This is a genomic window from Aeromicrobium sp. (assembly GCF_014378035.1).
In the GTDB taxonomy this organism is placed as follows: domain Bacteria; phylum Actinomycetota; class Actinomycetes; order Propionibacteriales; family Nocardioidaceae; genus Aeromicrobium.
Genome location: NZ_JACMOM010000383.1, coordinates 1 through 26133 on the forward strand (window position 1 = coordinate 1; position 26133 = coordinate 26133).

Below are 26133 nucleotides of genomic sequence, written 5' to 3' on the forward strand. Positions count from 1 at the left end.
ACGGAATCGACTGACCTACGCACATCCCCTGCAGCCCCTCGTACCGAGTCAAGTTGTTGGCAGGGTCTTGATCGCGTGAATGTCGGGGTGGTCGGGTTGGCGCATCGCACTGGGTCTGATGGAGGCTTGGATGTGTGACCCGGCCGAGGCGTTGGACGAGCAACTACCTTCGGCGACGCGGAGGAGGTGGGTGCCGTCGGCGCCTGCGTAGACTTCAGCCGCATCGGCGTCGAAGGAAGTTGAGACAACATGAGCACTCTGCAGACGCTGGACCGTGGCCTCGAGGCGATCGAGATCATCTCTCGGCGCACCGGAGGGATCTCTCCCGCCGAGCTGGCCGATCAGCTCGGCGTCCATCGGGCCGGCGCCTACCGGATCCTCGCCACCCTGCAGAACCGGCGCCTGGCCACCAAGGGACACGACGGCCTCTACCGCCTGGGCACCGGTGCGCTCGTGGTCGCCGGGCGCTTCATGAACCAGTACCGCACGGCAGCACAACCGGTGGTGCAGGAGCTTGCCGATCGCTCGTCGTGCACTGCCTTCGTCGCCATCGCTGATCAGGCCGAGTCGGTGGCCATCGCCGTGGCCGAACCGTCCGTCCGCGGCTCGATCGGCATCAGCTACCAGGCCGGCGCCCGCCATCTCCTGGAGCGAGGTGCCGACGGACTGGCCATCCTCGCCCGTGTCGACCCGCCGGCGCGAGATCTCACCCCCGCCGACTACCTCGACGACTCTGTCGACGGCCCGTGGGGTCTCGACATCACGATGGAGGTCCTCCTCGACGGCGAGGCAGTCTCCCGCCCGCCGTGCCGCACCATGTACTGGACGGCGCCGCAGATGGTCGCGCACATGACGGTCAACGGGGCGAGCCTGCGACCCGGTGACTTCTTCGGATCCGGGACGGTGTCTGGGGACCAGCCGAACGAGCGCGGCTCACTCATGGAGTTGTCGTGGTCCGGCACGGAGCCGCTCAAGCTCGCCGACGGGCGAGAGCAGACCTTCCTTGAGGACGGCCAGACTGTCACGCTGAGAGGCACGGCACCGGGCGAGAGCGGCAGTGTCATCGACTTCGGAGAGTGTGTCGGCACCATCGTGCCGGCGACGAGCTGACCACCCGCGGATCTGAGGACGCACTGAAGTCTCCGGACATCCCGGGCCGGTGCGCCCAGCTGATTCTGATCAAAGGGTCCGAGAGGTGCTCGACCTGTGCGGCGTGGTGCCGCCGCACAGGCCGAGCACTGCTGACGACTCAGTGCCGGTAGGGAGTCATGCCTGTCGCCGAGCGGGGATGGCGTCCGCGTGGGGTGCGCCGCTCGTGTGGTGCGGCTTGACGAGGAACAGGTAGACAGCCCCGACTCCGAGCACGATCGTCAGAGACAACAGCACCAGATAGTTGTCGTACCACGCCGCATCCGGGGTGCGGGGCCAAGCCATGTTGACGGCCGCTGCGAGCTGGTACGCCAGCGCCGCGATCGTGACCGGAAGGCCCCAGGCACCGAGAGTGAACCGGCCCGACGGCTGCCATCCCTTCAATCGCGCCCTGAGCGCTGCGATGACGACCATCATGAAGCCTGTGTAGATACCGAGCGACGCGAACGAGACGATGCGAGTCAGTGCGTTGTCCGAGAGCTGCGACGCGAGGATGATGATGATCGGCACGATTGCCGACAGCGCCAGTGAGTACGGTGGGACTCCGCGCTCTGCGGAGAACGTCTTGAACAGCGGGCTGCCGGGCATCATGTCATCGCGCGCGTACGAATAGATCAGTCTGCTCGATGCGGCCTGCAGGCTGAGGGCGCAGGACAAGAACGAGATCAGCACGACGGCAATCACGATGCGGAAACCGACGGGTCCGAACGCGTTGGACAGTACCGAGGTGACCGGGTCCGCGTCCTTGCCCGAGATCACGGCAGCGAAGTCGGGCACCGCCAGGATCAGCGCGAGGGTGATGAAGATCGACGCCGCTGCGCCGATGTAGATCGTCATGCGCATGGCGCGCGGGATCTGCGTCCCCGGATCGACGACCTCCTCGGCGACGTCGCCGCAGGCCTCGAAGCCGAAGTAGAGGTAGACGCCGATCAGTGATGCCGCGAAGAAGGCCGGCAGGTAGGCACTGCCGGAGGCGGCGCCTGAAGAGTCGAAGATCACGCCGAGTCCATGGTTGCGCTCGGACAACAGCAGCCACCCACCGACCACGAGCGCGCCGAGCAGCTCAGCGACGAAGCCGAAGAAGGCGACCTTGGCGAGGAGGTTGCTCCCGCCGAGGTTGAGCAACGTCACGAGCAGAATCACGACGATCGCGCTGATGACAGTCACGTGGGTCGACGGCGTGATCCCGAGAAGAATCGCGACGAACGGCCCCGCACCGTAGGTGACGCTCGAGATCGTGGCGACCAGGGCCAGCATGTAGACCCACCCGGTCATCCATGCCCAGCGCTTCCCCCAGAGCCTGCGTGCCCACGGGTAGACACCACCGGAGACAGGGAACTGCGAGACGACCTCGCCGAAGACGAGAGCGACGAGCAGCTGGCCCAGGGCGGCAAGGACGACGGCCCAGATCATCGGCGGTCCACCGGTCCCGAGCGCAAAGGCGAACAGCGAGTAGACGCCGACGACGGGGGACAGATAGGTGAAGCCCAGCGCGAAGTTGCCCCAGAAGGACATCTCCCGCTTGAAGTGGGACTCATAGCCGAGTGACGCCAGATGGGACTCGTCGTCGTGCGTGCCGGGCGGGGTGGGTGCATCAATGGTCATGTCATGCTCCTCGGGGGTCGGAGGGTGTTCGGATCGGGTTCTGGTTCATGTGACGAGATGGGTGGATCACCATCCGCCTTCTGAGCGTCGGTTGTTCTTCACCTCCCCGTCCCCGAGGTCGAACACGATGAGCTTGGCCTCCGTGAAGGCCTCCAGGAACCACTGCGAGAGCTCGCGGCCCACGCCGCTGCGTCCGGTACCGCCGAACGGGGCGAGCTGGTCCCAGTAGTTGCTCGTCTCGTTGATGTTGACCGATCCGTGCGGCAGGGCCTCGGCCACGCGCCAGGCGGTGGACAGGTCTCGTGTCCACAGCGAGGCGATCAGGCCCAGCTCGCTTTCGTTGGCGATGGCGACTGCCTCCTCGGCCGACGAGATCTTGAGGATCGGGGCGACGGGCCCGAATGTCTCCTCCTGCATGATCCGCATGTCGGTCGTGACGTTGGTGAGCAGCGTCGCGGGAAAGTAGAGACCATCGGAACGGCCGTGCTGCTCGATCGTGGCCCCTTTCGCACGGGCGTCCTCGACGTGCTCGTTGATGCGGGTGCGTGTGGTCTCGGTGCACACCGGCCCCATGTCAGTGGTCTCGAGGGACGGGTCGCCGATGGAGAGCTGCAGCATCTTGGCGCGGAACTTCTCGACGAACTCGTCGTAGACGTCCTCGTGCACGAGCACCCGCTCCGCGGAGGTGCAGACCTGCCCGGAGTAGTAGAAACAGCCTTGGATGGCGCCGTCGACGGCCGCATCGACATCGGCGTCCGCAAGGATGATGAACGGCCCGTCACCTCCGAGCTCGAGCAGCATGGGCTTGAGCGGGATGGATGAGGCGATGCGCTCACCGGTGGCGGTGGACCCGGTGAAGAAGACGCCGTCCACGCCGCGGTGGCCGACGAGCGCGGCGCCGACGTCGCCCTCGCCGTGCAGGACGTTGATGACTCCCGGCGGGAGCCCCGCTTCTTCGAACAGCTCGGCGACCATCGTGCAACTGACGGCGGCGTGCTCAGAGGGCTTCCAGATCGCGGTGTTTCCGGCGGCGATGATGTGCGCGAGAGCGATCGAGGAGATGTCGGTCGGGAAGTTGTAGGGCGTGATGGCGGCGACCACGCCGACCGGACGATGTGTGAGCACGAGGCGCTTGTTGTTCGTCTGCTCCTGTGTCGACGGGAACGACAGGCCGCGGTGGCGGAGCACCTCTTCGCCGGCCTTCTGCCACGACGGTGCCGAGTACTCGATGACTTCTTCACGCGAGTTGTTGATGGGTTTGCCGATCTCGTCCGCGAGCACGACGGCGATCTTCTCGGCGTCGCGCTTGAACAGCTCGTGGATGCGGCGCAGGATCTTGACCCGCTCGATGACCGGTGTCGCAGCCCAGCCCGGCTGAGCGCGCCGTGCGGACTGCACGGCTCGGTCGACGTCGGCGGGCCCACACTTCGCCACCTCCGCGATGATCGCGTCGGAGTGGGGCGAGCGTGCGGCGAACGTGCCGTTCTCCCCGTCCGTCCACATGCCGTCGATCAAGGCTCGTGTCTGCAGGTGGGTGGTGGTAGTTGTCATGCAAAGTCCCTCGGTCGTGGCCAACGTGGGCCGGAGAGCGAGCGCCGTCCGTCGAGTTGACGTGACGCGGCTCACTAGATTTGCATTAACCTATGTTTTTAGAGGTTACTGCGCAAGGGGCACGCTAGGATTCTTTTTCAGTGGAGCGGGGACGGAGGGCGGATGATGAGGTCGCAGCAGCGGCAATCGAACTTCGGCGCAGCGCTCTTCACGTCCGTCGGCGTCGAGGGAGCTCTTGGCTCAGCCGTGGCGCAGAAGATCTCCGAGGCGATCACGATGGGGCTCATCGCCGACGGCGAGCAGCTCCCGCCGGAGTCGGACCTGGCGGCACAGCTCGCCGTCTCGACCGTCTCGCTCCGTGCGGCACTCGCGATCCTCAGGCGGGAAGGACTGCTGGAGACCCGTCGTGGTCGTCATGGCGGAAGCTTCATCCGCTCGCCGCGCGACTACACGTCCGCGAAGTCGACCGAACGACTTGCCGCGATGAGCCCGTCCCAGCTCCGCGATCTGGGATATGAGCTGATGGCGGTGACAGGCGTGGTGGCCAGCCTGGCTGCGCGCCGCTTCGACGAGGACAACATCGCCCGCCTCCTGGAGCTGGCCGGGCAGCTCGCGAGTGCGGAGCTGCCCGAGCAACGGTTGAGTCTGGACAGTCGTTTCCGCATCGAGGTGGCGGTGACCAGCCAGTCCGAACGGCTGACCCGCAGGATGGTGACGCTTCAGGCTGAGTACAGCGACTTCCTGTGGCTGCCCGCGGTGGGCCTGGACCAGGTGGATTGTGCTGCGCAGCACCGAGATCTTGCGAAAGCCATCCAGGCCGGAGACGCGGAACGCGCGAGGTCGCTGGCCGAGGCGCACGTGGCTGACGACACGCGACACATCCTCGAGCTCAGATGGGGGTTGGACGGATGACCACGGAAATGGACAAGGCAGCCGCCGCGGTCGAGTCGCACCTGGACGAGGTCTACGGCTACATCGCCTCGTTGCACTCGCTGGTGGAGCAACTGGTGCCGGACAGTGGCGCGACTCTGTCGAGTGATCGGCTGAAGGGTCTGGACACCGTCGTCTTGAGCATGGTGTCGGCGATCCCCTGGGTCGGCGGCGGCGGGTTCGTCGCAGCGCTCGACGTGGTCGACCGTGACCACCGCTTCTGGGAGTGGTGGACGCGCGCGGATGCCCAGGCGTCCGTGAGACGGTTGCACCCGCCGCGGAGCTCCACCGGGGGTGCCGAGTACGCCTACGAGTCGATGCAGTGGTTCCGCGAGGGCGAGCGAGGCATGCGCACCGTCTTCGGCCCCTTCGTCGACTTCGCCGGTGTGAACCAGCTCGTCATCCTCTGCACGGAGCCGGTGATCGTCGACGGCCGCTTCCTCGGCGTCGCGGGTGCAGACCTCGTCGTGGATGGATTCGAGATCCAGATGGTCCGACTGCTGCGGGAGCTGCCGGGGCGGTCGGTGCTGGTGGGAGCCACGGGACGGGTCATCGCCTCGACGGTGGCCACGCTCGCGCCGGGGGAGCGATTCGATGCCGAAGGTTGGGAGTCGTTCGGGGTGGATCTCGGACGTGCCGGCTGGACGCTCTGCACGCAGTAGAACGCTTCACGCCAGGCCGTTCTCGCGGAGGTACAGCCATGTCCTGGCGGTGATGTCCGGATCTTCCAGGTCCGCGCCCAGGAGTCTGCGGATCGTGCCCAGGCGATGGCGCACGGTGTTGCGATGCACCCCGACATCTCGCGACGTGGCGTCCCACTGCCCCCGGTTCCGCAGGTAGGCCACCAGCGTCTCGCCGAGATCGACTCGACGGTAGTCGAGAACACGATGGATGCCGTCCCTCAGGCTGGCCTCGTCCGATGAGTGTTCGCGGGGAGACTCAACCATGCCGTCGGGCAACGAGGCCACACGATCGAACAGCCCGACGCGAACCTGGTGGATCGACGACGGCGCGACGATGTCGGAGAGCACTGCGGTGGTGCGTGGGTCGACCGCGAGCAGGAGGGCTGACAGCCGATCGACCGGGGGATGGGTCTCGGGGATCAGGAACCACAGACGTTCGCCGTCGGACGGTCCCGGCATCGTCGCGGGCATCCATATGTGGACGGCCTCGGTGGTGTCGGCGGGCCGTGCGGTTCGGACCACCAAGACCCTTGACGAGTCGCCGAGCGCCGGGAGGCCCACCCGCGCGGCGAGTCGTCTGGCCGGTTCGACGAAACCCATGTCGATCAGGGCCGTGACGGCCTGCCTCTGCGACTGTTCGGCTGCGTCGGCGCGTTGTCGCTGCACCGAGTCAAGGCTGAGAAGAGCTCCGGCGGTCAGCGCGAGTCGTCTGGCCGTTGGACCAAGTGGCGTTGCGGACCCGATCGCGATGTACCCGACGACGCGATCCTCCAATGGCAGCGGGAACACCGCGACGACGTCGTCGCCAGACGGGAAAGTCGCCGAGGAGTGCATCCCGGAGACACGTAGCGCTGAGATCTGGTCGGCGACGCCCAGAGCATCTGCGACGCGGCCGCTGGGGAAGACGTGCTCGACCGCGCCGACCGGGTCAAGCCGGGCCACCCAGGCGCCAGTTGCCCGCGACAAAGCTTTGAGCGTCGCCCCGACCGGGTCGCGGGACACCATCGCATCGACCAGGGACCGGTGTGCCGTGATGGCGTCGGTCAGCTCGCGCTCGGTGGAGCGCGAACGTGAGGCCCAGTAGGCCTTGCTGATGGTCAGGAACGCGGCTGCCGGTGGCACGGCGAGCAGGCAGAGGTCGTGCTTGGCACACGCGGCGGCCAGCGCGTCGGGTATCGCCGACAGTGACGGCCCGAGCCCGACGCCGAGCGCGCTGAGTCCGGCGCTGCTGAGGCGGGACACGTAGCGCACGCAGCCGATCTCGTTGTCCGGGAGCGACAGTCCCGTGGTCAGGAGCAGCTCTCCACCGGACAGGTAGTCGGTGGGATCGGTCAGCTCGCTGACGTGGACCGCGGAGACTTCGAGGTCGGGTGCAGTGAATCCTTCGGCAGGTGCCAGCGCGCCCGGCAGCGAAGCGCACAGCTCGGCAACGGTGGGAAGACTCACCTGGACAATCTATCCATCCACAGCGCAGATCGTGCAGAACATACGAGGACTCTGGCGTTCGCAGAGTCAATGATGGTCAGCGAACCCCAACGCACTGCCCACGAGGAGCACCGCATGGCTATGCCGACCCAGCAACGGATCATCAAGACGACCTTGCCCGGCCCCCGTTCGTTGGAGCTCCAGACGAAGCGGGATGACGCCTTGCCAACTGGTCTTGGCCAGACGCTGCCGGTGTTCGTCGAGGAGGCTGGGGGTGCGATCGTGGTTGACGTCGACGGCAACCACATCATCGACATGGCGTCCGGCATTGCCGTGACGAGCGTCGGCGCCTCCAACCCGCGCGTCGTCGAGCGCATCAAGGCGCAGGCCGAGAAGTTCACCCACACCTGCTTCCTGGTGACCCAGTACGACGTCTTCACCGAGGTCGCGGCGGCACTCAACCGCATCACGCCCGGCGACCACGCCAAGAAGACCGCGCTGTTCTCCACCGGAGCCGAGGCCGTCGAGAACGCCATCAAGATCGCTCGCGTCGCGACCGGGCGTCCCGCGGTCATCGTCCTCAGCCACGCCTACCACGGACGAAGCCTGCTCACGATGTCGATGACGTCGAAGAACATCCCGTACAAGGAGGGCTTCGGACCGTTCGCGCCGGAGGTGTACCGCGCGCCCTCGCCGTATCCGTATCGATGGGCCGGTGGCGCTGCCGCAGCGGCCGACGAGGCCATCGCCAGCCTCCGTGAACTTGTCCTGACGCAGGCCGGTGCACACAACGTCGCCGCCATCGTGATGGAGCCGATCCAGGGCGAGGGCGGATTCATCGTCCCGCCCGAGGGCTATCTGGCACGTGTTCAGCAGTTCGCCACCGAGCACGGCATCATCTTCGTGGCCGACGAGATCCAGACTGGCCTCGGGCGAACTGGCGAGATGTTCGCCTGTGATCACGAGGGCGTCGTGCCCGACATGATCACGACCGCCAAGGCGCTCGGAGGTGGCATGCCGCTGGCAGCGGTGACGGGCCGGGCCGAGCTGATGGACGCCGTCCCCGCAGGCGGTCTCGGCGGAACCTACGCCGGCAACCCGGTGGCTTGCGCAGCAGCGCTGGGAGCCATCGAGGCCATCGAGCAGGACGGTCTGGTGCAGAAGGCGCGTGACATCGAGGCCTTCGTGAAGCCCCGCCTGGAGGCGCTGATGGGCGAAGGTTCGCTGGTCGGTGACGTACGCGGACGTGGCGCGATGCTCGCGATGGAGTTCGTCAGGCCCGGCACGACGACGCCAGCCCCAGAGGTCGCCAAGGCCGTGGCGGCTCACTGCCACGCCGAAGGAGTGCTGGTGCTCGTGTGCGGCACGTTCGGCAACGTCATCCGCCTTCTGCCGCCGCTCGTCATCGAGCAGGAGCTTCTCGAGGACGCGATGTCGGTCATCGAGGCGGCCGTGGAGGCCCAGCGATGAGCGCCGACACCAGCTTCGATCCACGGTCGGGCGCCACGGTGGCGTCGATCTCCCACACCTCCGACACCGAGCTCGACGAGCTGGTGGTGCGGGCTGCCGCGGCGGCGGACGTCCTGGCGGGCGCCTCGCCCGCAGAGCGGCAGACGTGGATTCGTGCGGGTGCAGATGCGCTGGAGGCGAACCGCGAGGAGCTCGCTGGAGTGGCCGACCGGGAGACAGCCTTGGGTTCGAGCCGGCTGGACGGCGAGGTCATGCGCACCGCCGGCCAGCTGCGCTTCTACGCCGAGGTGGCGGTGGAGGGCACCTACCTGCGGGCAGTCCTCGACCCGGCCACGCCGACGTCATCGTTCCTCGCTCGCACCAACATCCCCCTCGGACCGGTCGCGGTGTTCGGCGCGAGCAACTTCCCCTTCGCATTCAGCACCTTCGGCAACGACACCGCCTCGGCGCTTGCTGCCGCGTGCCCGGTCGTCGTCAAGGCGCACCCCGCGCATCCCATGACGAGCCAGCGCACCTTCGAGGTCGTCCACACAGCCATGGTGGGCGCAGGCGCGCCCGAGAGCGTCGCGGCCCTGGTGTTCGGGTACGAAGCGGGAGCTGCTCTCGTCAAGCACCCCCTGATCTCGGCGGTGGCCTTCACCGGGTCGCAGGCCGGGGGCATGAGTCTGTGGAAGCTCGCCAACGAACGGGACGTCGTCATCCCCGTCTATGCCGAGATGGGCACCGTCAACCCGGTCGTCGTCACCCCGGCAGCCGGCGCTGACATCGCGTCCATCGCCCGAGGCTTCGTGAGCTCGTTCACGCTGGGCAGCGGGCAGTTCTGCACCAAGCCCGGGCTGATCCTCGCCCCGCGCGGCGTCAACGCGACGCGCATCATCGCCGACGCCCTGGAGGACGCCAGTCCCCAGCCGGTCCTGTTGACGAAGGGCATCGCGAACGCCGTCACTGCCGGCGTAGCCGAGCTGCAGGAGGCAGGCGCGACGCTGATTGCCGAGACGTCGTCGACGGGCGCCGGTTGGTCGAGCCCGGCAACGCTGCTCGCCGCATCGGTCGACCTGCTGCACGTCGGGAGCAGGGTGCTGAACGAGTGCTTCGGCCCGGTGGCCGTCGTGGTCGAGTACGACCACGTCGATGATGCGCTGAAAGGTGTCGACAGCCTCCAAGGGGCGCTGGCGGCGAGCATCATCGCGGCTGACGACGACCCGGACGCCCCGCGGGTCTTGAAGCACCTCGAGCGCAAGGTCGGCCGGGTCATCGTCAACGACTGGCCGACCGGGGTGGCCTACACCTGGGCGCAGGAGCACGGCGGGCCCTGGCCGGCCACCTCGAACCCGACGACGACATCGGTGGGAGCCTCCGCGCTGGACCGGTTCGTGCGACCGATCGCCTACCAGGGGCTGCCCGAGTCGATGCTGCCTGCACCACTTCGGGCGGACAACCCGTGGGGCATCCCGCGCCGCGTCGGTGGGCGGCTCGAGACCGGTGAACGGCCATGACCGGACTGCTCGACGGCATCCTCGTTGCTGACTTCAGCCGTGTGCTGGCCGGGCCTCTGGCCACGTCGACCATGGCTGACCTGGGCGCGACGGTCATCAAGGTCGAGCGTCCCGGTGTCGGCGACGACACCCGCCACTGGGGCCCGCCATGGACCGACACGACCAGCGCCTACTTCGACGCGGCGAACCGTTCGAAGGAGAGCATCGAGCTGGATCTCGACGATCCCACCGACCACGCCCTCGCCGCCGAGCTGATGGCGACAGCAGACGTCGTCGTCGAGAACTTCCGTCCCGGCGCCCTCGCCGCCAAGGGACTCGGCTATGACGATGCGGCGGCCGTCAACCCCGGTGTCGTGTACTGCTCGATCAGTGGCTTCGGCTCCGCGGAGGGCGCGGCGCTGCCGGGATACGACTTCTTGGTGCAGGCGGTCGGTGGGCTGATGAGCATCACAGGTCCTGAGGACTCGGAGCCGTCGAAGGTCGGCGTGGCTCTCGTTGATGTGCTCACGTCCAAGGACGCGGTCATCGGCATCCTCGCCGCGCTGAACGAGCGACACGGCTCCGGGCTGGGCCAGCACGTCGAGGTCAATCTGCTGTCGAGCCTGCTGGGTTCGCTGGCCAACCAGGCATCGTCGTACCTGGCCACCGGGGAGTCCCCGGGGCGCATGGGCAACAGGCATCCGTCGATCGCCCCGTACGAGACGCTGCGCTGCGGCGACGGCATCATCGCCGTGTGCTGCGGCAATGACGGACAGTTCGCGCGACTCGCCGGTGCGATAGGTGCGCCAGAGCTGTCGGGCGACCCGAGGTTCGCGCGCAACGCCGATCGCGTCGCCCACCGCGACGATCTGATCCCTCTCCTGGAGTCAGTGCTGGTCAGCGAAGGCGCCGCGCACTGGATCAAGGCGTTGACCGACGTGGGACTGCCCGCAGGTGCCGTCGGCGACATCGCCTCGGCCTTCGGACTCGCTGCAGATCTGGGCCTTGACCCTCGGGTCGACGTCGGGCCTGACGCCATCGACCAGGTCCGCCACCCGATCACATACTCCCGCACCCCGGTCGACAACTACCGGAGACCACCACGACTGGGCGAGCACAACGACACCGTGCGCGCGCGCTACACACAGAAGACGAGGAACTCATGAGCACGAGCACCCGCATCACCCTCGACCCGCTGGACCTGGCCGGCATCGACGACCTGCTGACGCCGGAGGAGAAGGCGGTCCGCTCGTCGGTCCGCCAGATGTGCGAGGAGCGCATCCAGCCCTACGTCGCCGACTGGTTCGAGCAGGGGACCTTGCCCGATCCACGCGGCCTTGCCAAGGAGCTGGGGTCGCTCGGCGTCCTCGGCATGCACCTCGAGGGCTACGGCTGCGCCGGGATGAGCGCGACTGACTACGGGCTGGCGTGCGTCGAGCTCGAGGCAGTCGACTCGGGCATTCGGTCGCTCGTGTCGGTCCAGGGATCGTTGGCCATGTTCGCGATCTGGAGGTGGGCCTCCGAGGACGTCAAGCAACGGTGGCTCCCCGCCATGGCAGCGGGCCAGGCCATCGGCTGCTTCGGCCTGACCGAGCCCGATCACGGCTCGGACCCGGCGAACATGCGCACAAGCGCGCGCCAGGACGGGTCTGACTGGGTCATCAACGGCCGGAAGATGTGGATCACCAACGGCTCTATCGCTGATGTCGCCGTGGTGTGGGCGCAGACCGATGAGGGGATCCGTGGCTTTGCCGTGCCCACCGACACCCCGGGCTTCTCGGCCCCCGAGATCAAGCACAAGATGTCGCTGCGCGCCTCGATCACCAGCGAGCTCGTGCTGGACGACGTGCGTGTCCCCCAGGAGTACGCGTTCCCCGAGGTTCGCGGTCTGCGCGGCCCGCTGAGCTGCCTCAACGAGGCCCGCTACGGCATCGTCTGGGGCTCCCTCGGAGCAGCCCGATCGTCGCTCGCGGCGGCACTTTCGTACTCCAAGGATCGTGAACAGTTCGGCAAGCCGATCGCGGGGTTCCAGCTGACCCAGCAGAAGCTCGCGGACATGAACCTCGAGCTCACGAAGGGCATGTTGCTCGCCCTGCACCTGGGTCGTCGCAAGGATGCCGGCACGCTCCAGCCCGTCCAGGTCAGCCTGGGCAAGCTGAACAACGTACGTGAGGCCATCGAGATCTGCCGTACGGCTCGCACGATCCTGGGCGCCAACGGCATCTCGCTGGAGTATCCGGTCATCCGCCACATGAACAACCTCGAGTCGGTGCTGACGTACGAGGGCACCGTCGAGATGCACACGCTCGTCATCGGTCAGGCCATGACGGGGCTCGCAGCCTTTCGCTGAACCGATCAGAGCTGGACGACGACGGGACTCTGCTGAACAACGAGGCGCGCGGTCTCACGTGGGTGGGGGGAGAACTCCCGCGCCCTCGCGGTGCTCGAAGACGAGCTGGGTCTCGGACTGACGCACCACCTTGTGGACGGTCACGTAGTCCAGCACCAGATCACGTAGGGCCCGGGGGCTCTCGACCGCGACGTGGAGGTGAAAGTCGTCCTCGCCGGCCACGTGGAAGGCCTGGATGACACCGGGGGCGTTCGCGAGGTCGGCGAACAGCCGGGGCACGTGCGCCTTGTTGTGGCTGCCCAGGCGCACTTTGATGACTGCCTGGATCGGAAATCCGAGCGCTGAGAGGTCAAGATTCAACGAGGTTCCGGTGGTGACGCCGTTCTCGCGCAGCGCTCGGACTCGGTAGGCGCACGTCGACTCGGCCAGACCCAGGCGGGCGGCGAGCGCCTTGTTCGTCAGTCTCGCGTCAGCGCTGAGAGCGCGCAGGATGGCGATGTCGGTTTCGTCGAGCTGGTCAGCGGGTGTCGTGGGTTGTGCTTTCTGCAACGAGAACCCCTCCTCAACCCCGGAAGGTTGTGACTAAAAGTCAATATCGACGTCTTGATTGTTGTTTCAGTAGGAACTATAGGTGTGTGTTGTGTTTGTCGCGATCATGGAGTCATGACAGCGAATCTTCGACCTGACTCGATCGCAGTTCACGGCGGCCGTGAGGACCTCACGGCGCTGGGCGTCCACGCCCTCCCTATCGACTTGTCGTCGACCAACCCGTTGCCAGACATCGAAAGCGGTGGCGACTCCTATGAGTCGATGGCGACCGGCGGCTACCCGCTCGCTGAGGGTGGCGCTGTCTACTCCCGGCTGTGGAACCCCACCGTTGCCCGGTTCGAGTCCGCGCTCGCTCAGCTGGAGCGCTCCGCGACCGCGGTAGCTTTCGCCTCCGGCATGGCGGCCATGACTGCGGCAGTTCTGGCGCACACCGCGTCGAGCGGCAAGCGGCACATCGTGGCCGTGCGGCCTCTTTACGGTGGGACGGACCACCTCTTGGACTCCGGTCTTCTCGGCGTCGAGGTCTCGTTCTGCGAAGCCGGTCAGGTTGCCCAGACGATCCGTCCCGACACCGCCATGGTGGTCGTGGAGACGCCCGCGAACCCGACCCTTGACCTGCTCAACATCCGCGACGTCGTCGCTCAGGCCAGCGAGGTTCCCGTCCTGGTCGACAACACGTTCGCGACTCCGGTCCTGCAGAATCCGATCACGTTGGGTGCGGCGATGTCGCTGCACAGTGCGACGAAGTACCTCGGGGGTCACGGCGATGTCACCGGCGGCGTCATCGCCTGTGGCGAGGAGACTGCTGCCGCCCTTCGACGAGTCCGCGCCGTCACCGGTGGTCTCCTGCACCCACTCGGCGCCTACCTGTTGCACCGAGGCCTTGCCACTCTCCCCATCCGCATCCGAGCCCAGCAGGCCAGCGCTCGCCATCTTGCCGCATGGCTCGCCGGACACCCCGCCGTGGAACGTCTCTACTACCCGGGGTCCGAGGGCGACCCGGCCTCGCTTCTGCAGCACCAGATGCGGGGGAGCGGAGCGATGATCTCGATCAGCCTGCGCGGCGGGTTCGAGGCGGCCAAGCAGGTGACCTCGAGCGTGCGGCTCTTCACCCACGCGGTCTCCCTCGGTGGGGTCGACTCGCTGATCCAGCATCCGGCTGCGCTCACTCACCGGCCCGTGCCGCCAGAAGCTCGGCCGTCGGCGAGTCTCGTGCGCCTCTCGATCGGGCTGGAGGATCCCGAGGACCTGGTTCTGGACCTCGACCGCGCCCTCGTCGGGCACGCCGTGGGACGACGTGCGGCGTCACGGACAACGATGCCCCCTGTACCGACCGCCCACTGAGTCTCGGACCCAGGTCAGCGTCGACCGTCCCGGGACCCGGACGGGGCTCTCGTTACGTGCGGGTCACCGATGCCTGAGCGGCTCGGCCTGCCGCGCGACGCGCGCCCCAGACCCCGGCGACCATCGCCACCACGACGACGAACGACGAGACGTTGAGCTGAGCGACGCCGGAGAGTCCGTGGCCGACGTTGCAGCCACCGGCGATCCACCCCCCGGCGCCCAGGAGCAGGCCCCCGACCGCGAGCTGGAGGTAGCGCACGGGTTCCTTTTCGCCACGAAGCCAAAAACCGCCTGCGGTACGCGCGGACAGGGCACCGCCCGCCACGATGCCCAACAGAAACGTGATCAGCCAGTAGTTGGGTGAACCGCCAGCGATGCTCGCGACGGCTCCGACCGAGCTGGGGCCGAAGCTGGAATCTCCCAGAGCCGCCAAGGCCCAACCCGCGGTGATCGCCACCCCGAGGCCGACCCCGGTCCGTTGCCAACCCCACTGCCAGACGTGGACCGGGGACTCCGAACCCGGCCGTAGCCAGAGGGCGACGGCGACAGCAACCAGAAGAAGAACGGCGACGACGAGGCGCGGCACGTCAAGCAGGCCGGGGATCGTGGCGCCTTCGCCACCCGGAAGCAGTGTGGGTCCGGGCAGGGCGAGCTGACGAGCGAGCAGCTCCCCTACCGCCCAGCCGGACAGCCCGACCAGTGCGCCGAGCATGCCTGAGCCCAGCTTGTAGAACAGCCCTGACACGCACGACTTGGCCACGACCATGCCGATGCCGATGACCAGTCCACCCGTCGCATTCGCTACCGGCCGGAAGGCCAAGCCCCGGCTGAGGCCCCCGCTGCCCGGAAGGAGGAACAACAGCGCAAGCCCCACCGCGGCCAGGGCGACGCCGAGCGCCCACCCCCGCGCGAGAAGGAATCGGCCGTCGAGCGAGGAGCCGATGGCCGAGTTGAAGCACAGCTGACCCCGCTGCAGAACGTACCCCAGGAGTATCCCGGCGACTGCTCCGGCCAGAATGGAGAGGATCACACGAGGCTCCTTGGAGAACTGGTCGTGGAAAGGGTTCTCATCAGGGCTCCCGGTCTCGGGTATCGATGTTTGTCATGGTCCCATGCCGCCCGACGGGTGCCACGCCGCCACGAGCCTGCCCGAGAATCGAGACCACGATGGCCGAGCCCCTGCCGAACGTGCACCGCACCCCTGACGATCGCTTCGAGGACCTGCCCGGTTTCGCGCATCAGCCGTCCTACCGCGAGTGGGAAGGCCTGCGCCTTGCTCATGTCGATGTCGGTGAGGGTGACCCCGTGGTGCTGCTGCACGGTGAGCCCACGTGGTCCTTCCTCTGGCGTCATGTCATTGACGAGCTCGTCCCTGCTGGTCACCGGTGCATCGCCCCCGACCTGCCCGGTTTCGGCCGGTCCGACAAGCCGCTCGACGACTGGTACACCTACGACCGTCTCGTGGCGTCGGTGGTCGACCTGTTCGTCCAGCTCGACCTGCACGATGTGACGTTGGTCGTGCACGACTGGGGCGGCCCTGTCGGCCTGCGTGTTGCGACGACCGAGATGGCTCACCGCATCAGCCGCCTCGTGGTGATGGACTCAGGAGTGTTCACCGGCACCCAGCCAATGGGGGAGACGTGGCAGGCTTTTCGCCAGTTCGTCGATTCGACCCCGGACCTGCCGATCGGTTTCTTGGTGCAGTCCGGCGTCCACGGCGGACTCGACGACGCGGTCGCCTTGGCGTACGAGGCGCCTTTCGACACCATCGACGCCAAGGGCGGCCCGCGCGCCCTGCCCGGTCTGATCCCGCAGACGCCGGATGCCCCTGGTGCACCGGAGGGTCGCGATGTTGTCCGGGAACTGGCAGCGGACACTCGGCCCATGCTGTTGCTGTGGGCCGAGCACGACACGGTGCTTCCGCTGGACGGCCCTGGCCGACAGATGGAAAAGTTGCTGCCTCTGGCGCAGCCGTTGAAGCTCATCGCCGGCGCAGGGCATTTCCTGCAGGAAGACTGCGGCGAGCAGGTGGGTGCCGCGATTTCGGCATGGCTCGGGTCGATAGAAGGCCTGGAGTGACTCAGCATCAGTCATGAGTCCATGACTGATGCTGAGAGGGCAGCGCCGCTGCCTCCGGACTAAAGAAGCCAGTCGCCTCCGGGGCAGGTTGCAGGTCGGGGATCCTGCCCGCGGAACCTATCGCCGCGCGGCCAGCCATTCGTACCACTCGTCGAGGCCCTCGGAGGTCCGTGCGCTGACCTTGATCACGGTGGCCAGGGGGTTGACGGCAGCGAGGTTGCGCTCGAACAGGTCGAGGTCGAAGTCGAGGTGTGGCAGCAGGTCGAGCTTGTTGACGATGACCACGTCGGCTGTCCGGAACATGACCGGGTACTTGAGAGGCTTCTCCTCGCCCTCGGTGATGGCGTAGACCATGACGTTGTGATGGGCGCCGACGTCGAACTCGGCCGGGCACACGAGGTTGCCGACATTTTCGATGAAGAGCAGGTTGAGGCCGTCGAGGCCCAGTCCCTCCAGCGCCGAGGCCACCATGGGCGCATCGAGGTGGCACTCGCCGCCGAACCCGTTGGCGGTGTTGAGCAGCGAGACCCGGGCACCGAAGCCGGACAGCCGGTCGGCGTCGATGCTGGTCTCGATGTCACCTTCGATGATGCCTATCTGCTCCGGGTGGGGCACGGCGGCGAGCGTCTTCTCCAGCACCGCGGTCTTGCCCGCCCCCGGAGACGACATCATGTTGAGGGCCATCACACCCGCTGCGTCGAAGGACGCACGGTTGCTGGCCGCGCGGGCGTCGTTCTCATCGAAGATCCGTTCAAGCACCATGATCCGGTCTGGTCCGGTCTCATAACCCGAGTGGTCACCGTGCTCGCTGTGCTGGGGGTCGGCCGAGTCGTGCTGGTCATGCGTGTGTTCGCGGCTCGCCTCATGCTGGTGGCTGTGCTCGTGCGAGTGCCCGTGATCGTCGTCGCCGTCGTGCCGATGGAATCGTCCCATGGTCATGCCTCCGCTAGATCGAGTGATGTCAGGAAGAACTCTTCGCCAGTTGCGACGGTGACCATACGGGAGCCACAGCCTGAGCAGAGAAGTATGAGGTCGTGCTCGACTCGCGACACGACGGCACAGTCTTGGCATGCCAACGTGATGTCGATCAGGTCGATGTCGAGGATGGAACCGCCGAGCGATGTCTGGTCCGACATGAGCGTCCAGCAATAGCGCAGCGAGTCGGGGACCACCTGTCGCAACTTGCCGACCTGGAGATGGACGACAGTCACGTCGCGTCCGGCCGACGCCCGATCCACGATGGAGAAGATCGATCGACACAACGAAAGTTCGTGCACAGCTCGCCCCGTCCCTAACGTCGAAGTGTCTGGGACGGGGTTTCGCCGAACCGTTTGCGGTACATGGACGAGAAGTTGCCGAGGTGGCCAAAGCCCCAGTGCTCGGCGACCTGTGTCACAGAAACGCCATCTTCGGGTATGGCGTCGGACAGCTCGGCTCGTGAACGTTCGAGCCGTTGGTCGCGCACGTACTTCATCGGCGTCGTGCTGAGATCGTCGCGGAATCCCTGCTGGATCGACCGTATGCTCACCTGCGCGTCCTGGGCGATGTCCTCGAGGGTGACCTCGTTGGCGAGGTTCTCTTCGATGAACGCCATGGATTGCCGGACGCAGCGCCGACCCGTCGGTCCGGCCGGCCGGGTGAGCTCGTCGTGGTGGGTCGACTCGTGGACCCACAGGAGCGAGGAGATGATCAGCTCCTCGAGAGGGCCGGCGCCGATGCCGCGCTGGATCAGGGAGTCGGGGGTCATGACCTCACTCGACAACAGCTGGATCGAGCCGTGCCAGCGGTTGGCGGCACCCGTGAGCAGCGGCATGATCGGTGCGAACTGAATCGCGCCGCCGACGCCTCGACCCAGCATGCTGGCGAACTGTCGGCGCAAGGCTTGGGTCTCGATCCGGATGATGAGCTGCGGTGAGTCTGGCTGCATCGTCATCTGGAGGTCGGTGCCGGGGTTGACGACGAGTGCCTGGAACGGATTGGCCTCGACCTTGATGCCGTTGTAACTGCAATCAGCCGAACCATTCATCGGCATGTGGACGCTGTAGACATCGCTGGTGAGGGGGATGTCGAAGGTGACTTCGGCGCGCACGTCCAGGTACGCCATGGTCACGTCACGCAGGCGAATCGCGTTGATCGTGGCATAGAACTCGTCGATGGGCGGGTGGATGACAAGGTGGTTCGGACCAAGCAGCCGAGCAACGAGATTGCTCACCTCGGCCGGGTCATCGGTGCTGAGCACGTCCTGGCCGAGCAGCGCGGTGGGCACGCCACGGGAGCGGATGCGGTTCTTCACGCGCGGCGGCAGGGAAGGGTCGGCCAGCCCGTGCTTGGACAGCGGGAACATACACCCTCCTTGTCGATTGCGCCGATCACGCGATTACTCACTCAGAGTCACCTATGTGCGCTGGAAGAGCAATGATTTGCGTTTTCCTGATAGCGGCTGCGTCTTCGCGATAGTCCGACGGTCGAGATGGCATGTCTTCCGGGTCAGGAGTGCGTCGCGCGAGCGCGCAAAGACAGGACACATGACGACAGCCAGGGCGAGGCAGCGCAGCGGTTGCGCGCTCAGCTCGAACGCGCAACCCGCTGATGACGACGGCTCAGCAGATGCGAGGAAGCTGCTCACCGATCGGCAGATCAATGACCCGGGTGCCGCCAAGACCCGTTCGAGCCACGACCATGCCCGGATGCTCTGAGACGCAGGCGCCGATCTTCTGGGAAAGACCACCGAACTCGTGCTTTCGCATGGCTTCGAGCACGATGGCCTCGGCCTCGGCTGGCACGATTGCGACCAGCTTGCCCTCGTTGGCGACCTGAAGCGGATCGAGACCCAGCAGGCCGCACGCATCCTTGACGGTCTGGGGGATGGGTAGCTCGCGCTCGATCAACTCGATCCCCACACCTGAGGCCTTCGCGATCTCGTTGAGTGATGCCGCGACACCTCCGCGAGTTGGATCACGCAGGACGCGGATGTCCGCTCCCGTCGCAATCATGTCCTGGACGAGCCCGTTCAGTGCCGCCGAGTCGCTTTCGACCGTCGTACCGAACTCAAGCCCGTCGCGGCTGCTCATGACGGCGACACCGTGGACACCGATCTCCCCACTGATCAGCACTGAATCCCCGACTTCGGCTCGATCTGGCCTGATGTCGACGCCGTCCGCGATCACTCCGATCCCGGCCGTGTTGATGAAGACGCCGTCGCCGCTTCGGTGGTCGACGACCTTGGTGTCGCCCGTCACGAGCTTGACGCCGGCCGCCAGCGCCGCGGCTCCCATCGCCTCGGCAATGCGGCCGAGAACATTGAGCGGAGTGCCTTCCTGCAGGATGAACGCGGTCGACAGGAACATCGGCACGGCACCTGACATGGCCAGATCGTTGACGGTGCCATTGTTCGCGAGGTCACCGATCGAGCCGCCGGGGAAGAACATCGGCTTGACGACGTAGGAGTCGGTCGAGAAGGCCAGCCGGGGTCCTGCGCCGACGCTGAGCACGGCGGAGTCGCCCATCTCGGCGGCGGCCGCGGCACCGAAGCCCGGCAGGAAGAGCTGTTCGATCAACTCGGCGGACATCACGCCACCGCCACCGTGGCCCATCACGACGTTGGGGTAGTCCCGAAGTGGCATCGGGCACACCCAACCCTCGAAGTCGAGGTCGGGCTTGTGAATTGCCTCGGTCATCAGACCTCCACGAGATCAAGTCGGCGGTACGTGTAGTAGGCGGCACAGGCGCCCTCGGAGGACACCATCGTCGCGCCGAGCGGCTTGCGCGGCGTGCACTCCTTGCCGAACGCGGCGCACTCATGTGGCTTGATGAGCCCCTGCAGCACCTCGCCAGCGCGACAGAGCTCAGATTCCTCCGTATGGATATCGCGCACCTCGAACTTGTATTCGGCGTCGAAATCGCGGTATTTCGGCGACAGCTGCCAGCCGCTCTGCGGAATCATGCCGATACCGCGCCAGGTACGGTCGGTCGTCTCGAAGACGTCGTTCAGCATCTCCATCGCCACCGGATTCCCGGCGTCCGGGACGGCACGCACGTAGGCGTTCTCCATCTCGTACCGACCTTCTTCGAGCTGCTTGATTGTCATCCGGATGCCTTCGAGTATGTCGAGCGGCTCGAAGCCGGTGATCACGATCGGCACTTTGTACTTCTGGGTCAACGCAGGATATTCGCTCGTACCCATGACGCAGCACACGTGACCCGCGGCGAGGAACGCCTGGACGCGACAGCTCGGCGAATCCATGATCGCCGACATGGCAGGCGGCACGAGGACGTGCGAGACGAGCAGTGAGAAGTTGCGGATACCGAGCTTCTTGGCCTGATAGACGGTCATCGCGTTGGCGGGGGCCGTCGTCTCGAAACCGATGCCGAAGAACACGACCTCGCGGTCGGGATTGTCCCGGGCGATCGTCAGTGCATCAAGTGGGGAGTAGACGACGCGAACATCTCCGCCGGCGCTCTTGATGTGGAAGAGGTCCTCGCTGCTGCCGGGCACCCGGAGCATGTCGCCGAACGAGCAGAAGATGACTTCGGGCCTCTTCGCGATCGCGAGCGCCTTGTCGATGATTTCCAGAGGCGTGACACACACCGGACAACCGGGCCCATGGATCATCTCGACTCCGTCGGGGAGGAGCTGGTCGATGCCGTGGCGGATGATCGAGTGGGTCTGACCACCGCAGACCTCCATCATCGCCCACTTCTGGGTCGTGATCTCGTGGATCTCGTCGATCAGCTTCTTGGCCAGATCCGGGTTGCTGAACTCGTCGAGGTACTTCATGTGACTACTCCTGTTTCGTGGATTCCGGCTTGTCGGGACGCGAGGGCGAAACCATCACCGAACTCCTCCTCGAGAATGCCGAGCTTGTCGAAGTTGGCGAGGGTCTCGATGGCGGACGCCTCGTCGAGACGTTGGATCGCGAATCCGACGTGCACGACGACGTATTCCCCTATCTGGGCGTCAGGAATGTAGGCGAGACAGACTTCTTTGCGCACACCACCGAAGTCGACCTGAGCCATCTGTTGGCCGTCCTTCTCAAAGAGAGATAGGACGCGGCCCGGAACTGCAAGACACATCTCGTGCTCCATTCGTTGTATTGCTTTCTCAGCCGGCAGCACCGATGAGGATCTGGCCGAGGGAGATTCCGCCGTCGTTCGGCGGAAGAAGGTGGGGATGCAGGACGTCGAAAGCGTCCTCTCGGAGAGCGGCCACTGTTGAGGGCAGGAGAAGTGCGTTCTGGAAGACGCCTCCTCCGAGCACGACGGTGCTCAGGCCGGTTTCTGCTCGTGACTGGCGGGCGAGGGTCACAATCAGCGCGGTGACGGCATCGTGGAACCGGGCCGCGATCACGGGGGCAGGGACTCCGGCGCGCACGTCCGAGACGATGGCCCCGACGACGGGTGTGGGGTCGGCGGTCGTGGGGGCATCCTGGTGGTCTCCCGGCACCAAGGCGAACCGGTAGCCGCCTTCGGGATCGACGCCGCGGGCGAGGCCCTCCAGCTCGATCGCTGCCTGCGCCTCGTACTCGACCTCGTGACGGACTCCGGCAAGCGACGCAACGGCGTCGAACAACCGGCCCATGCTCGAGGTCGGCACACAACCGAAGCCGGAGCTGAGCTGGTGCCGCAGGATCGCGCGCTCGTTGTCAGGGCAAGCAGCGAGTGAGGGTAGATCCGCAGACCACGGGACACCGGCATTGTGCAGGTGGGCCAGAGCCATCCGATAGGGCCTCAGAACGCTGGCATCGCCACCGGCGAGCGGGACGTACGCGAGGTGGGCGGACCGCTGGAATCCTTTGTAGTCGGCAATCATGACCTCTCCGCCCCAGACCGCCCCGTCTGTGCCGTAGCCGGTGCCGTCGAACGCGATGCCGATGACGCGCTGCTCCGGGGGGACTCCGTGCTCGCCCATGACGGAGGCGATGTGGGCGTGATGGTGCTGCGCTCTCACGATGGGTCGGCCCGCGGCCTGGGTCTTGGCCCAGGCCGGGGAACGGTAGGCGGGGTGGAGGTCGGCCACCAGCTGGGCCGGCTCAACGCCGGTCAGCATCTCCAGATGGGCAGCCGAAGCGGTCAGGGCCTCGATGGTGGCGAGGTCGTCCATGTCGCCAAGGTGCTGGCTGATCCAGGCGTAGCGGCCCTGGGCGACCCCGCACGCATTCTTGAGGTCAGCGCCGACCGCGAGTATCGGTTCGACCTCGAAGGGGAGCGCGATCGGCAGCGGCGCATAGCCGCGTGACCTGCGGATGGGCAGCTCGATTCCGGCGGTGAACCGCGCCACCGAGTCGTCACACGGAACGGTGATCCTCCGGTTGTGCATGAGCCAGGCATCGGCCAGCCCGGCAAGTCGCGTCATCGCCTGGGCGTCATCGGTCACGATCGGCTCACCGGAGACGTTGCCGGAGGTCATGACGAGCACCTGGGTGCCGTGCCCATCGCGCCCCATGAGGAGCTCGTGAGTCGCGGTGTAAGGCAGGAGCACGCCCAGATCGGGGTTGTGGGGTGCGACGGATGCGGCGATCGAGGGGTGCGAGCGGCTCCGCAAGAGCAGAATCGGCCGGCGACCACCGGTGAGGATGGCTTCCTCGTCATCGCTGACCTCGGCGATGCGTCGAAGGTGACGGAGGTCGCGCACCATGATCGCGAAGGGTTTGCCGCCGCGGGCCTTTCTGCGTCGCAGCTCGGCGACGGCAGTCTCATTGCCCGCATCACATGCCAAGTGGTAGCCACCGAGGCCTTTGACCGCCACGATGCCTCCCTCTTGCAGCAGCGTGCGGGCTCTGCTCAGCGCCTGCTCGCCGAGCTCGTCGGCGGCACCAGCAGACACCAGCCGTAGCGTCGGGCCGCAGTCGTGGCAGGCGATGGGCTGGGCATGGAAACGGCGGTCTGCTGGATCCTCATATTCGTGCTGGCAGGCCTCGCACATGGGGAAGTCGACCATGGTCGTGCTTCCACGGTCGTACGGAAGGTCGGTGATGATCGTGAAGCGGGGGCCGCAGTTGGTGCACGTGATGAAGGGATGACGAAAACGGCGGTTCGTGGGGTCCCTGAGCTCGGCGACACAGTCGTCGCAGGTAGCGACGTCGGGGGAGGCGAAGGTGCGATGTCCGCCGGAGGCCGAGGAGGCTCCGATGGAGAAGCCAGTCCCTCCACGAGGCTCCAGATCGGTCATCACGACCGCTTCGACGACCGCCAGGGGCGGGTGAGCATCGGTGAGGCGACGGGCAAAGTCGATCAGGCGCTCGGGGAGGCCTTCGACGTCGATCACGACACCTGCGACATCGTTGTGGACTGTCCCGGTGAGCTCGAGCTCGGCGGCGGCCGCATAGACGAATGGCCGAAATCCCACCCCCTGCACGACTCCGGAGACGTCGAATCGGCGGCGCGAACGTCGCCCGTGGTGGCCGGTCATCGCGATTTCTTTTTTTCGACTTCGAAAACGCAGCCTGGCTGAGAGACGCGTGGGGGTCGAACTTCGTTGATGCGAAGAGAGTGATTCCGGTCGCTGAGGGCGATCGTCAACTCGGGCATGGGCCCCCTACTTCAATTTCCCTCACGGTAGACCTGGCAGAGGCGTGCGGCAAGGGGCAATCTTCGCGCCCTTCAGTCGTACCGACATACACGCCGCTTTCGACTGCCGGTGCGGGGTGGACCGCATGGTCGGCTCGACGCTCCGGGCAGTCGGCAAGCGCGCGAAGCGAGGCCTCCGTCACCGCCCCCTCGACCAAGGGCACGGGCTTGCCCGAAATCTGGTGGGCGGTGGGCCCAAAGCTGTCGAGGACGGCATCGGCGGCACTGAGGTCGTCATTCTCGGTGTAGGGATTTGTCACGACGAGGCAGGGCAGCTGGGCCGCTTGCGCCGCCCGCAGGCCGTTCTCGGAGTCCTCCACCGCGACGACACCGGCCGGTTGCAGGCCCGCCTCGCGCATGACTGTGAGGTAGACCTGTGGCTCTGGTTTGAGTGCGTGCACTTCGGTGCCGGTGACGAGGAGCTCGAAGACGCCGGTGCCGAAATGGTGAGTCACCAGCGGCTCGACCCAGTCCCTGCTCCCGGTCGTGGCGACGAACAGCCGGACTCCGTCGTCGTGCAGACTCTCGACCAGCTGCCGAACACCGGGCCGCAGCTGGATCGCACCCTCGTGGACCATCCGGGTGAAGATCCGCGTCTTCGCCTTGTGAAGCTCGATGGCGAGACCGGCCGCCTGCTCGCCGGCGTAGCCCCTTGACTCGAGATGGGCCCGGAGGCGTTGACGGCCCCCCGTCACGGTGAGGAGCCTTCCGTATACGTCCACGCCCCAGTGGTCGGGAAGTCCGAAATCGGCGAATGCCTGGTTGAAGGCGACGCGATGGCCGTCACGCTCGCTGTCGACCAGAGTCCCGTCGACATCGAAGATGACCGCGCTCAACGTGGCCAAGGCCACGCGACCGCGGGTGGGCATCAGGTGTTCCGGTCGAAGTCCACGGCCGAGTACTCGCCGAGAAGCGCGGGCCGGTGGCGTGACTCGACCGTGCGGATCGTCCCGGACTTCGCCCGCATGACAACGGTCGAGGTGAGGATCGCACCGTGCTCGTAGCGCACCCCCCGCACCAGCTCACCGTCAGTGATGCCGGTTGCGCTGAAGTAGGCCTCATCGCCCTTCACCAGGTCGGAGGTGGTGAGTACGCGAGACAGGTCGTGGCCGGCGTCATGGGCACGGGAGCGCTCGAGGTCGGACGAAGCGCGGAGTCGTCCCTGGATCTCACCGCCCATGCACTTCATGGCGGCAGCGGCAATGATGCCCTCCGGGGTGCCGCCGATCCCGATCAGCAGGTCGACGCCCGTCCCCGGCAGACCCGTCATCACCGCTCCGGCCACGTCACCGTCAGACACGAAGCGGATGCGAGCGCCTGCCGCTCGTACCTGTCGCGCGAGATCGACATGGCGCGGCCTGTCCAGGATCACGACGGTGACATCGGCCACCTTGAGCCCCTTGGCCTTGGCGACGACCCGAATGTTCTCCTCGACGGGGGCGTTGATGTCGATGACACCCGCGGCCTCCGGCCCCGTGGCGATCTTGTCCATGTAGAACACTGCCGAGGGATCGAACATCGTGTGCCGCGGCGCCACGGCTATGACGGCCACGGCGTTGGGCTGCCCGTTTGCCATCAGGGTCGTGCCGTCGATGGGGTCGACTGCGACATCGCACGCGACCCCTCCGCCGTTGCCGACCGTCTCACCGTTGAACAACATGGGCGCCTTGTCCTTCTCGCCCTCACCGATCACGACGACCCCTGACATGGAAACGGTGCTGATGAGGGCACGCATCGCGTCGACTGCGGCCTGGTCGCCGCCGTTCTTGTCGCCTCGGCCGACCCAGCGAGCTGCTGCCATGGCGGCGCCTTCGGTGACTCGGACCAGCTCGAGGGCAAGGTTGCGGTCTGGTCTTTCGCGTTCGGGCATGGGTGACTTCTTTCGGTAGATGTCGATCCGGCTCGTGAGCCGAAGTTGAGCACGTCCCCGGGCGGCCCTGCATCCACCCGCTGGGTG

At 66.5% G+C, this 26133-nt stretch carries 23 protein-coding genes; 9 read left to right on the forward strand and 14 right to left on the reverse strand.

Annotation, left to right across the window (positions count from 1 at the left end):
- Positions 1-249 precede the first annotated feature (249 nt).
- Entirely contained in the window at positions 250-1110 is an 861-nt protein-coding gene (locus H7290_RS20340) for a fumarylacetoacetate hydrolase family protein (RefSeq protein ID WP_290515839.1), read from the forward strand.
- A 156-nt stretch (positions 1111-1266) separates the two neighbouring features.
- Here H7290_RS20340 and H7290_RS20345 read toward each other — a convergent pair whose 3' ends face one another.
- Both H7290_RS20345 and H7290_RS20350 read right to left on the reverse strand, forming a co-directional pair.
- Positions 1267-2754, reverse strand: coding sequence for an amino acid permease (locus H7290_RS20345; RefSeq protein WP_290515840.1), 1488 nt, complete (start codon positions 2752-2754; stop codon positions 1267-1269).
- A 66-nt stretch (positions 2755-2820) separates the two neighbouring features.
- Complete coding sequence (locus H7290_RS20350; RefSeq protein WP_290515841.1) at positions 2821-4305, reverse strand: aldehyde dehydrogenase family protein; 1485 nt, start codon at positions 4303-4305, stop codon at positions 2821-2823.
- 162 nt (positions 4306-4467) lie between these two features.
- On the opposite strand from H7290_RS20350, the gene H7290_RS20355 reads away from it, so the two are divergent.
- Both H7290_RS20355 and H7290_RS20360 read left to right on the forward strand, forming a co-directional pair.
- Positions 4468-5217 (forward strand): GntR family transcriptional regulator, encoded by a 750-nt coding sequence (locus H7290_RS20355; protein ID WP_290515842.1) that lies wholly within the window; start codon positions 4468-4470, stop codon positions 5215-5217.
- The gene (locus H7290_RS20360) at positions 5214-5897 is read left to right on the forward strand and encodes a cache domain-containing protein (RefSeq protein WP_290515843.1); all 684 of its coding nucleotides are present in this window, start codon (positions 5214-5216) and stop codon (positions 5895-5897) included. Before H7290_RS20355 ends, H7290_RS20360 begins: the two co-directional genes overlap by 4 nt.
- A gap of 6 nt (positions 5898-5903) precedes the next feature.
- Here H7290_RS20360 and H7290_RS20365 read toward each other — a convergent pair whose 3' ends face one another.
- Complete coding sequence (locus H7290_RS20365; RefSeq protein ID WP_290515844.1) at positions 5904-7364, reverse strand: PucR family transcriptional regulator; 1461 nt, start codon at positions 7362-7364, stop codon at positions 5904-5906.
- A gap of 114 nt (positions 7365-7478) precedes the next feature.
- Between H7290_RS20365 and gabT the strand changes: the two genes are divergently transcribed.
- The 4 genes from gabT to H7290_RS20385 are packed head-to-tail and all read left to right on the forward strand — an operon-like array spanning position 7479 to position 12638.
- Positions 7479-8813 (forward strand): 4-aminobutyrate--2-oxoglutarate transaminase, encoded by a 1335-nt coding sequence (gene gabT / locus H7290_RS20370; protein WP_290515845.1) that lies wholly within the window; start codon positions 7479-7481, stop codon positions 8811-8813.
- Positions 8810-10309 (forward strand): aldehyde dehydrogenase (NADP(+)), encoded by a 1500-nt coding sequence (locus tag H7290_RS20375; RefSeq protein ID WP_290515846.1) that lies wholly within the window; start codon positions 8810-8812, stop codon positions 10307-10309. The genes gabT and H7290_RS20375 overlap by 4 nt, the downstream gene beginning before the upstream one ends.
- A complete protein-coding gene (locus H7290_RS20380) occupies positions 10306-11454 on the forward strand; it encodes a CaiB/BaiF CoA-transferase family protein (protein ID WP_290515847.1) in 1149 nt (382 codons plus the stop codon). Before H7290_RS20375 ends, H7290_RS20380 begins: the two co-directional genes overlap by 4 nt.
- On the forward strand, positions 11451-12638 hold the full coding sequence (locus tag H7290_RS20385; protein WP_290515848.1) for an acyl-CoA dehydrogenase family protein: 1188 nt from the start codon (positions 11451-11453) through the stop codon (positions 12636-12638). Before H7290_RS20380 ends, H7290_RS20385 begins: the two co-directional genes overlap by 4 nt.
- Positions 12639-12692: 54 nt before the next feature.
- Here H7290_RS20385 and H7290_RS20390 read toward each other — a convergent pair whose 3' ends face one another.
- Positions 12693-13187, reverse strand: coding sequence for an Lrp/AsnC family transcriptional regulator (locus tag H7290_RS20390; protein WP_290515849.1), 495 nt, complete (start codon positions 13185-13187; stop codon positions 12693-12695).
- A 114-nt stretch (positions 13188-13301) separates the two neighbouring features.
- Between H7290_RS20390 and H7290_RS20395 the strand changes: the two genes are divergently transcribed.
- Complete coding sequence (locus H7290_RS20395; RefSeq protein WP_290515850.1) at positions 13302-14531, forward strand: aminotransferase class I/II-fold pyridoxal phosphate-dependent enzyme; 1230 nt, start codon at positions 13302-13304, stop codon at positions 14529-14531.
- Positions 14532-14583: 52 nt separating this feature from the next.
- Here H7290_RS20395 and H7290_RS20400 read toward each other — a convergent pair whose 3' ends face one another.
- Positions 14584-15561 (reverse strand): YeeE/YedE thiosulfate transporter family protein, encoded by a 978-nt coding sequence (locus tag H7290_RS20400; protein WP_290515851.1) that lies wholly within the window; start codon positions 15559-15561, stop codon positions 14584-14586.
- 137 nt (positions 15562-15698) lie between these two features.
- Between H7290_RS20400 and H7290_RS20405 the strand changes: the two genes are divergently transcribed.
- Positions 15699-16610, forward strand: coding sequence for a haloalkane dehalogenase (locus H7290_RS20405; RefSeq protein ID WP_290515852.1), 912 nt, complete (start codon positions 15699-15701; stop codon positions 16608-16610).
- 117 nt (positions 16611-16727) lie between these two features.
- Here H7290_RS20405 and hypB read toward each other — a convergent pair whose 3' ends face one another.
- From hypB to glpX, 9 genes are all read right to left on the reverse strand, one after another.
- Entirely contained in the window at positions 16728-17549 is an 822-nt protein-coding gene (gene hypB, locus H7290_RS20410) for a hydrogenase nickel incorporation protein HypB (protein ID WP_290515853.1), read from the reverse strand.
- Positions 17546-17887: a hydrogenase maturation nickel metallochaperone HypA gene (locus H7290_RS20415; RefSeq protein ID WP_290515854.1), complete on the reverse strand. Its 342-nt coding sequence runs from the start codon at positions 17885-17887 to the stop codon at positions 17546-17548. The genes hypB and H7290_RS20415 overlap by 4 nt, the downstream gene beginning before the upstream one ends.
- 14 nt (positions 17888-17901) lie before the next feature.
- Complete coding sequence (locus H7290_RS20420; protein WP_290515855.1) at positions 17902-18954, reverse strand: AraC family transcriptional regulator; 1053 nt, start codon at positions 18952-18954, stop codon at positions 17902-17904.
- A 256-nt stretch (positions 18955-19210) separates the two neighbouring features.
- The gene (hypE, locus tag H7290_RS20425) at positions 19211-20287 is read right to left on the reverse strand and encodes a hydrogenase expression/formation protein HypE (protein ID WP_290515856.1); all 1077 of its coding nucleotides are present in this window, start codon (positions 20285-20287) and stop codon (positions 19211-19213) included.
- Positions 20287-21387 (reverse strand): hydrogenase formation protein HypD, encoded by a 1101-nt coding sequence (hypD, locus tag H7290_RS20430; RefSeq protein WP_290515857.1) that lies wholly within the window; start codon positions 21385-21387, stop codon positions 20287-20289. The genes hypE and hypD overlap by 1 nt, the downstream gene beginning before the upstream one ends.
- The gene (locus H7290_RS20435) at positions 21384-21695 is read right to left on the reverse strand and encodes a HypC/HybG/HupF family hydrogenase formation chaperone (protein ID WP_366927662.1); all 312 of its coding nucleotides are present in this window, start codon (positions 21693-21695) and stop codon (positions 21384-21386) included. Before H7290_RS20435 ends, hypD begins: the two co-directional genes overlap by 4 nt.
- 16 nt (positions 21696-21711) lie before the next feature.
- A complete protein-coding gene (gene hypF, locus H7290_RS20440; protein ID WP_290515859.1) occupies positions 21712-24018 on the reverse strand; it encodes a carbamoyltransferase HypF in 2307 nt (768 codons plus the stop codon).
- Between the two features lie 106 nt (positions 24019-24124).
- Complete coding sequence (locus H7290_RS20445; RefSeq protein WP_290515860.1) at positions 24125-25045, reverse strand: HAD-IA family hydrolase; 921 nt, start codon at positions 25043-25045, stop codon at positions 24125-24127.
- Positions 25045-26046: a class II fructose-bisphosphatase gene (glpX, locus tag H7290_RS20450; protein ID WP_290515861.1), complete on the reverse strand. Its 1002-nt coding sequence runs from the start codon at positions 26044-26046 to the stop codon at positions 25045-25047. Before glpX ends, H7290_RS20445 begins: the two co-directional genes overlap by 1 nt.
- Between the last annotated feature and the right edge of the window lie 87 nt (positions 26047-26133).

Bases quoted from the DNA above. Each gene is read 5' to 3' on its own strand.
- H7290_RS20405 (WP_290515852.1), top strand. From the start codon at position 15,699: ATGGCCGAGCCCCTGCCGAACGTGCACCGCACCCCTGACGATCGCTTC.
- hypB (WP_290515853.1), bottom strand. From the start codon at position 17,549: ATGACCATGGGACGATTCCATCGGCACGACGGCGACGACGATCACGGG.
- H7290_RS20445 (WP_290515860.1), bottom strand. From the start codon at position 25,045: ATGCCCACCCGCGGTCGCGTGGCCTTGGCCACGTTGAGCGCGGTCATC.
- H7290_RS20355 (WP_290515842.1), top strand. From the start codon at position 4,468: ATGATGAGGTCGCAGCAGCGGCAATCGAACTTCGGCGCAGCGCTCTTC.
- glpX (WP_290515861.1), bottom strand. From the start codon at position 26,046: ATGCCCGAACGCGAAAGACCAGACCGCAACCTTGCCCTCGAGCTGGTC.
- gabT (WP_290515845.1), top strand. From the start codon at position 7,479: ATGGCTATGCCGACCCAGCAACGGATCATCAAGACGACCTTGCCCGGC.
- H7290_RS20360 (WP_290515843.1), top strand. From the start codon at position 5,214: ATGACCACGGAAATGGACAAGGCAGCCGCCGCGGTCGAGTCGCACCTG.
- H7290_RS20340 (WP_290515839.1), top strand. From the start codon at position 250: ATGAGCACTCTGCAGACGCTGGACCGTGGCCTCGAGGCGATCGAGATC.
- H7290_RS20435 (WP_366927662.1), bottom strand. From the start codon at position 21,695: ATGGAGCACGAGATGTGTCTTGCAGTTCCGGGCCGCGTCCTATCTCTC.
- H7290_RS20350 (WP_290515841.1), bottom strand. From the start codon at position 4,305: ATGACAACTACCACCACCCACCTGCAGACACGAGCCTTGATCGACGGC.
- hypE (WP_290515856.1), bottom strand. From the start codon at position 20,287: ATGACCGAGGCAATTCACAAGCCCGACCTCGACTTCGAGGGTTGGGTG.
- H7290_RS20385 (WP_290515848.1), top strand. From the start codon at position 11,451: ATGAGCACGAGCACCCGCATCACCCTCGACCCGCTGGACCTGGCCGGC.
- H7290_RS20395 (WP_290515850.1), top strand. From the start codon at position 13,302: ATGACAGCGAATCTTCGACCTGACTCGATCGCAGTTCACGGCGGCCGT.
- hypD (WP_290515857.1), bottom strand. From the start codon at position 21,387: ATGAAGTACCTCGACGAGTTCAGCAACCCGGATCTGGCCAAGAAGCTG.
- hypF (WP_290515859.1), bottom strand. From the start codon at position 24,018: ATGACCGGCCACCACGGGCGACGTTCGCGCCGCCGATTCGACGTCTCC.
- H7290_RS20345 (WP_290515840.1), bottom strand. From the start codon at position 2,754: ATGACCATTGATGCACCCACCCCGCCCGGCACGCACGACGACGAGTCC.
- H7290_RS20380 (WP_290515847.1), top strand. From the start codon at position 10,306: ATGACCGGACTGCTCGACGGCATCCTCGTTGCTGACTTCAGCCGTGTG.
- H7290_RS20420 (WP_290515855.1), bottom strand. From the start codon at position 18,954: ATGTTCCCGCTGTCCAAGCACGGGCTGGCCGACCCTTCCCTGCCGCCG.
- H7290_RS20375 (WP_290515846.1), top strand. From the start codon at position 8,810: ATGAGCGCCGACACCAGCTTCGATCCACGGTCGGGCGCCACGGTGGCG.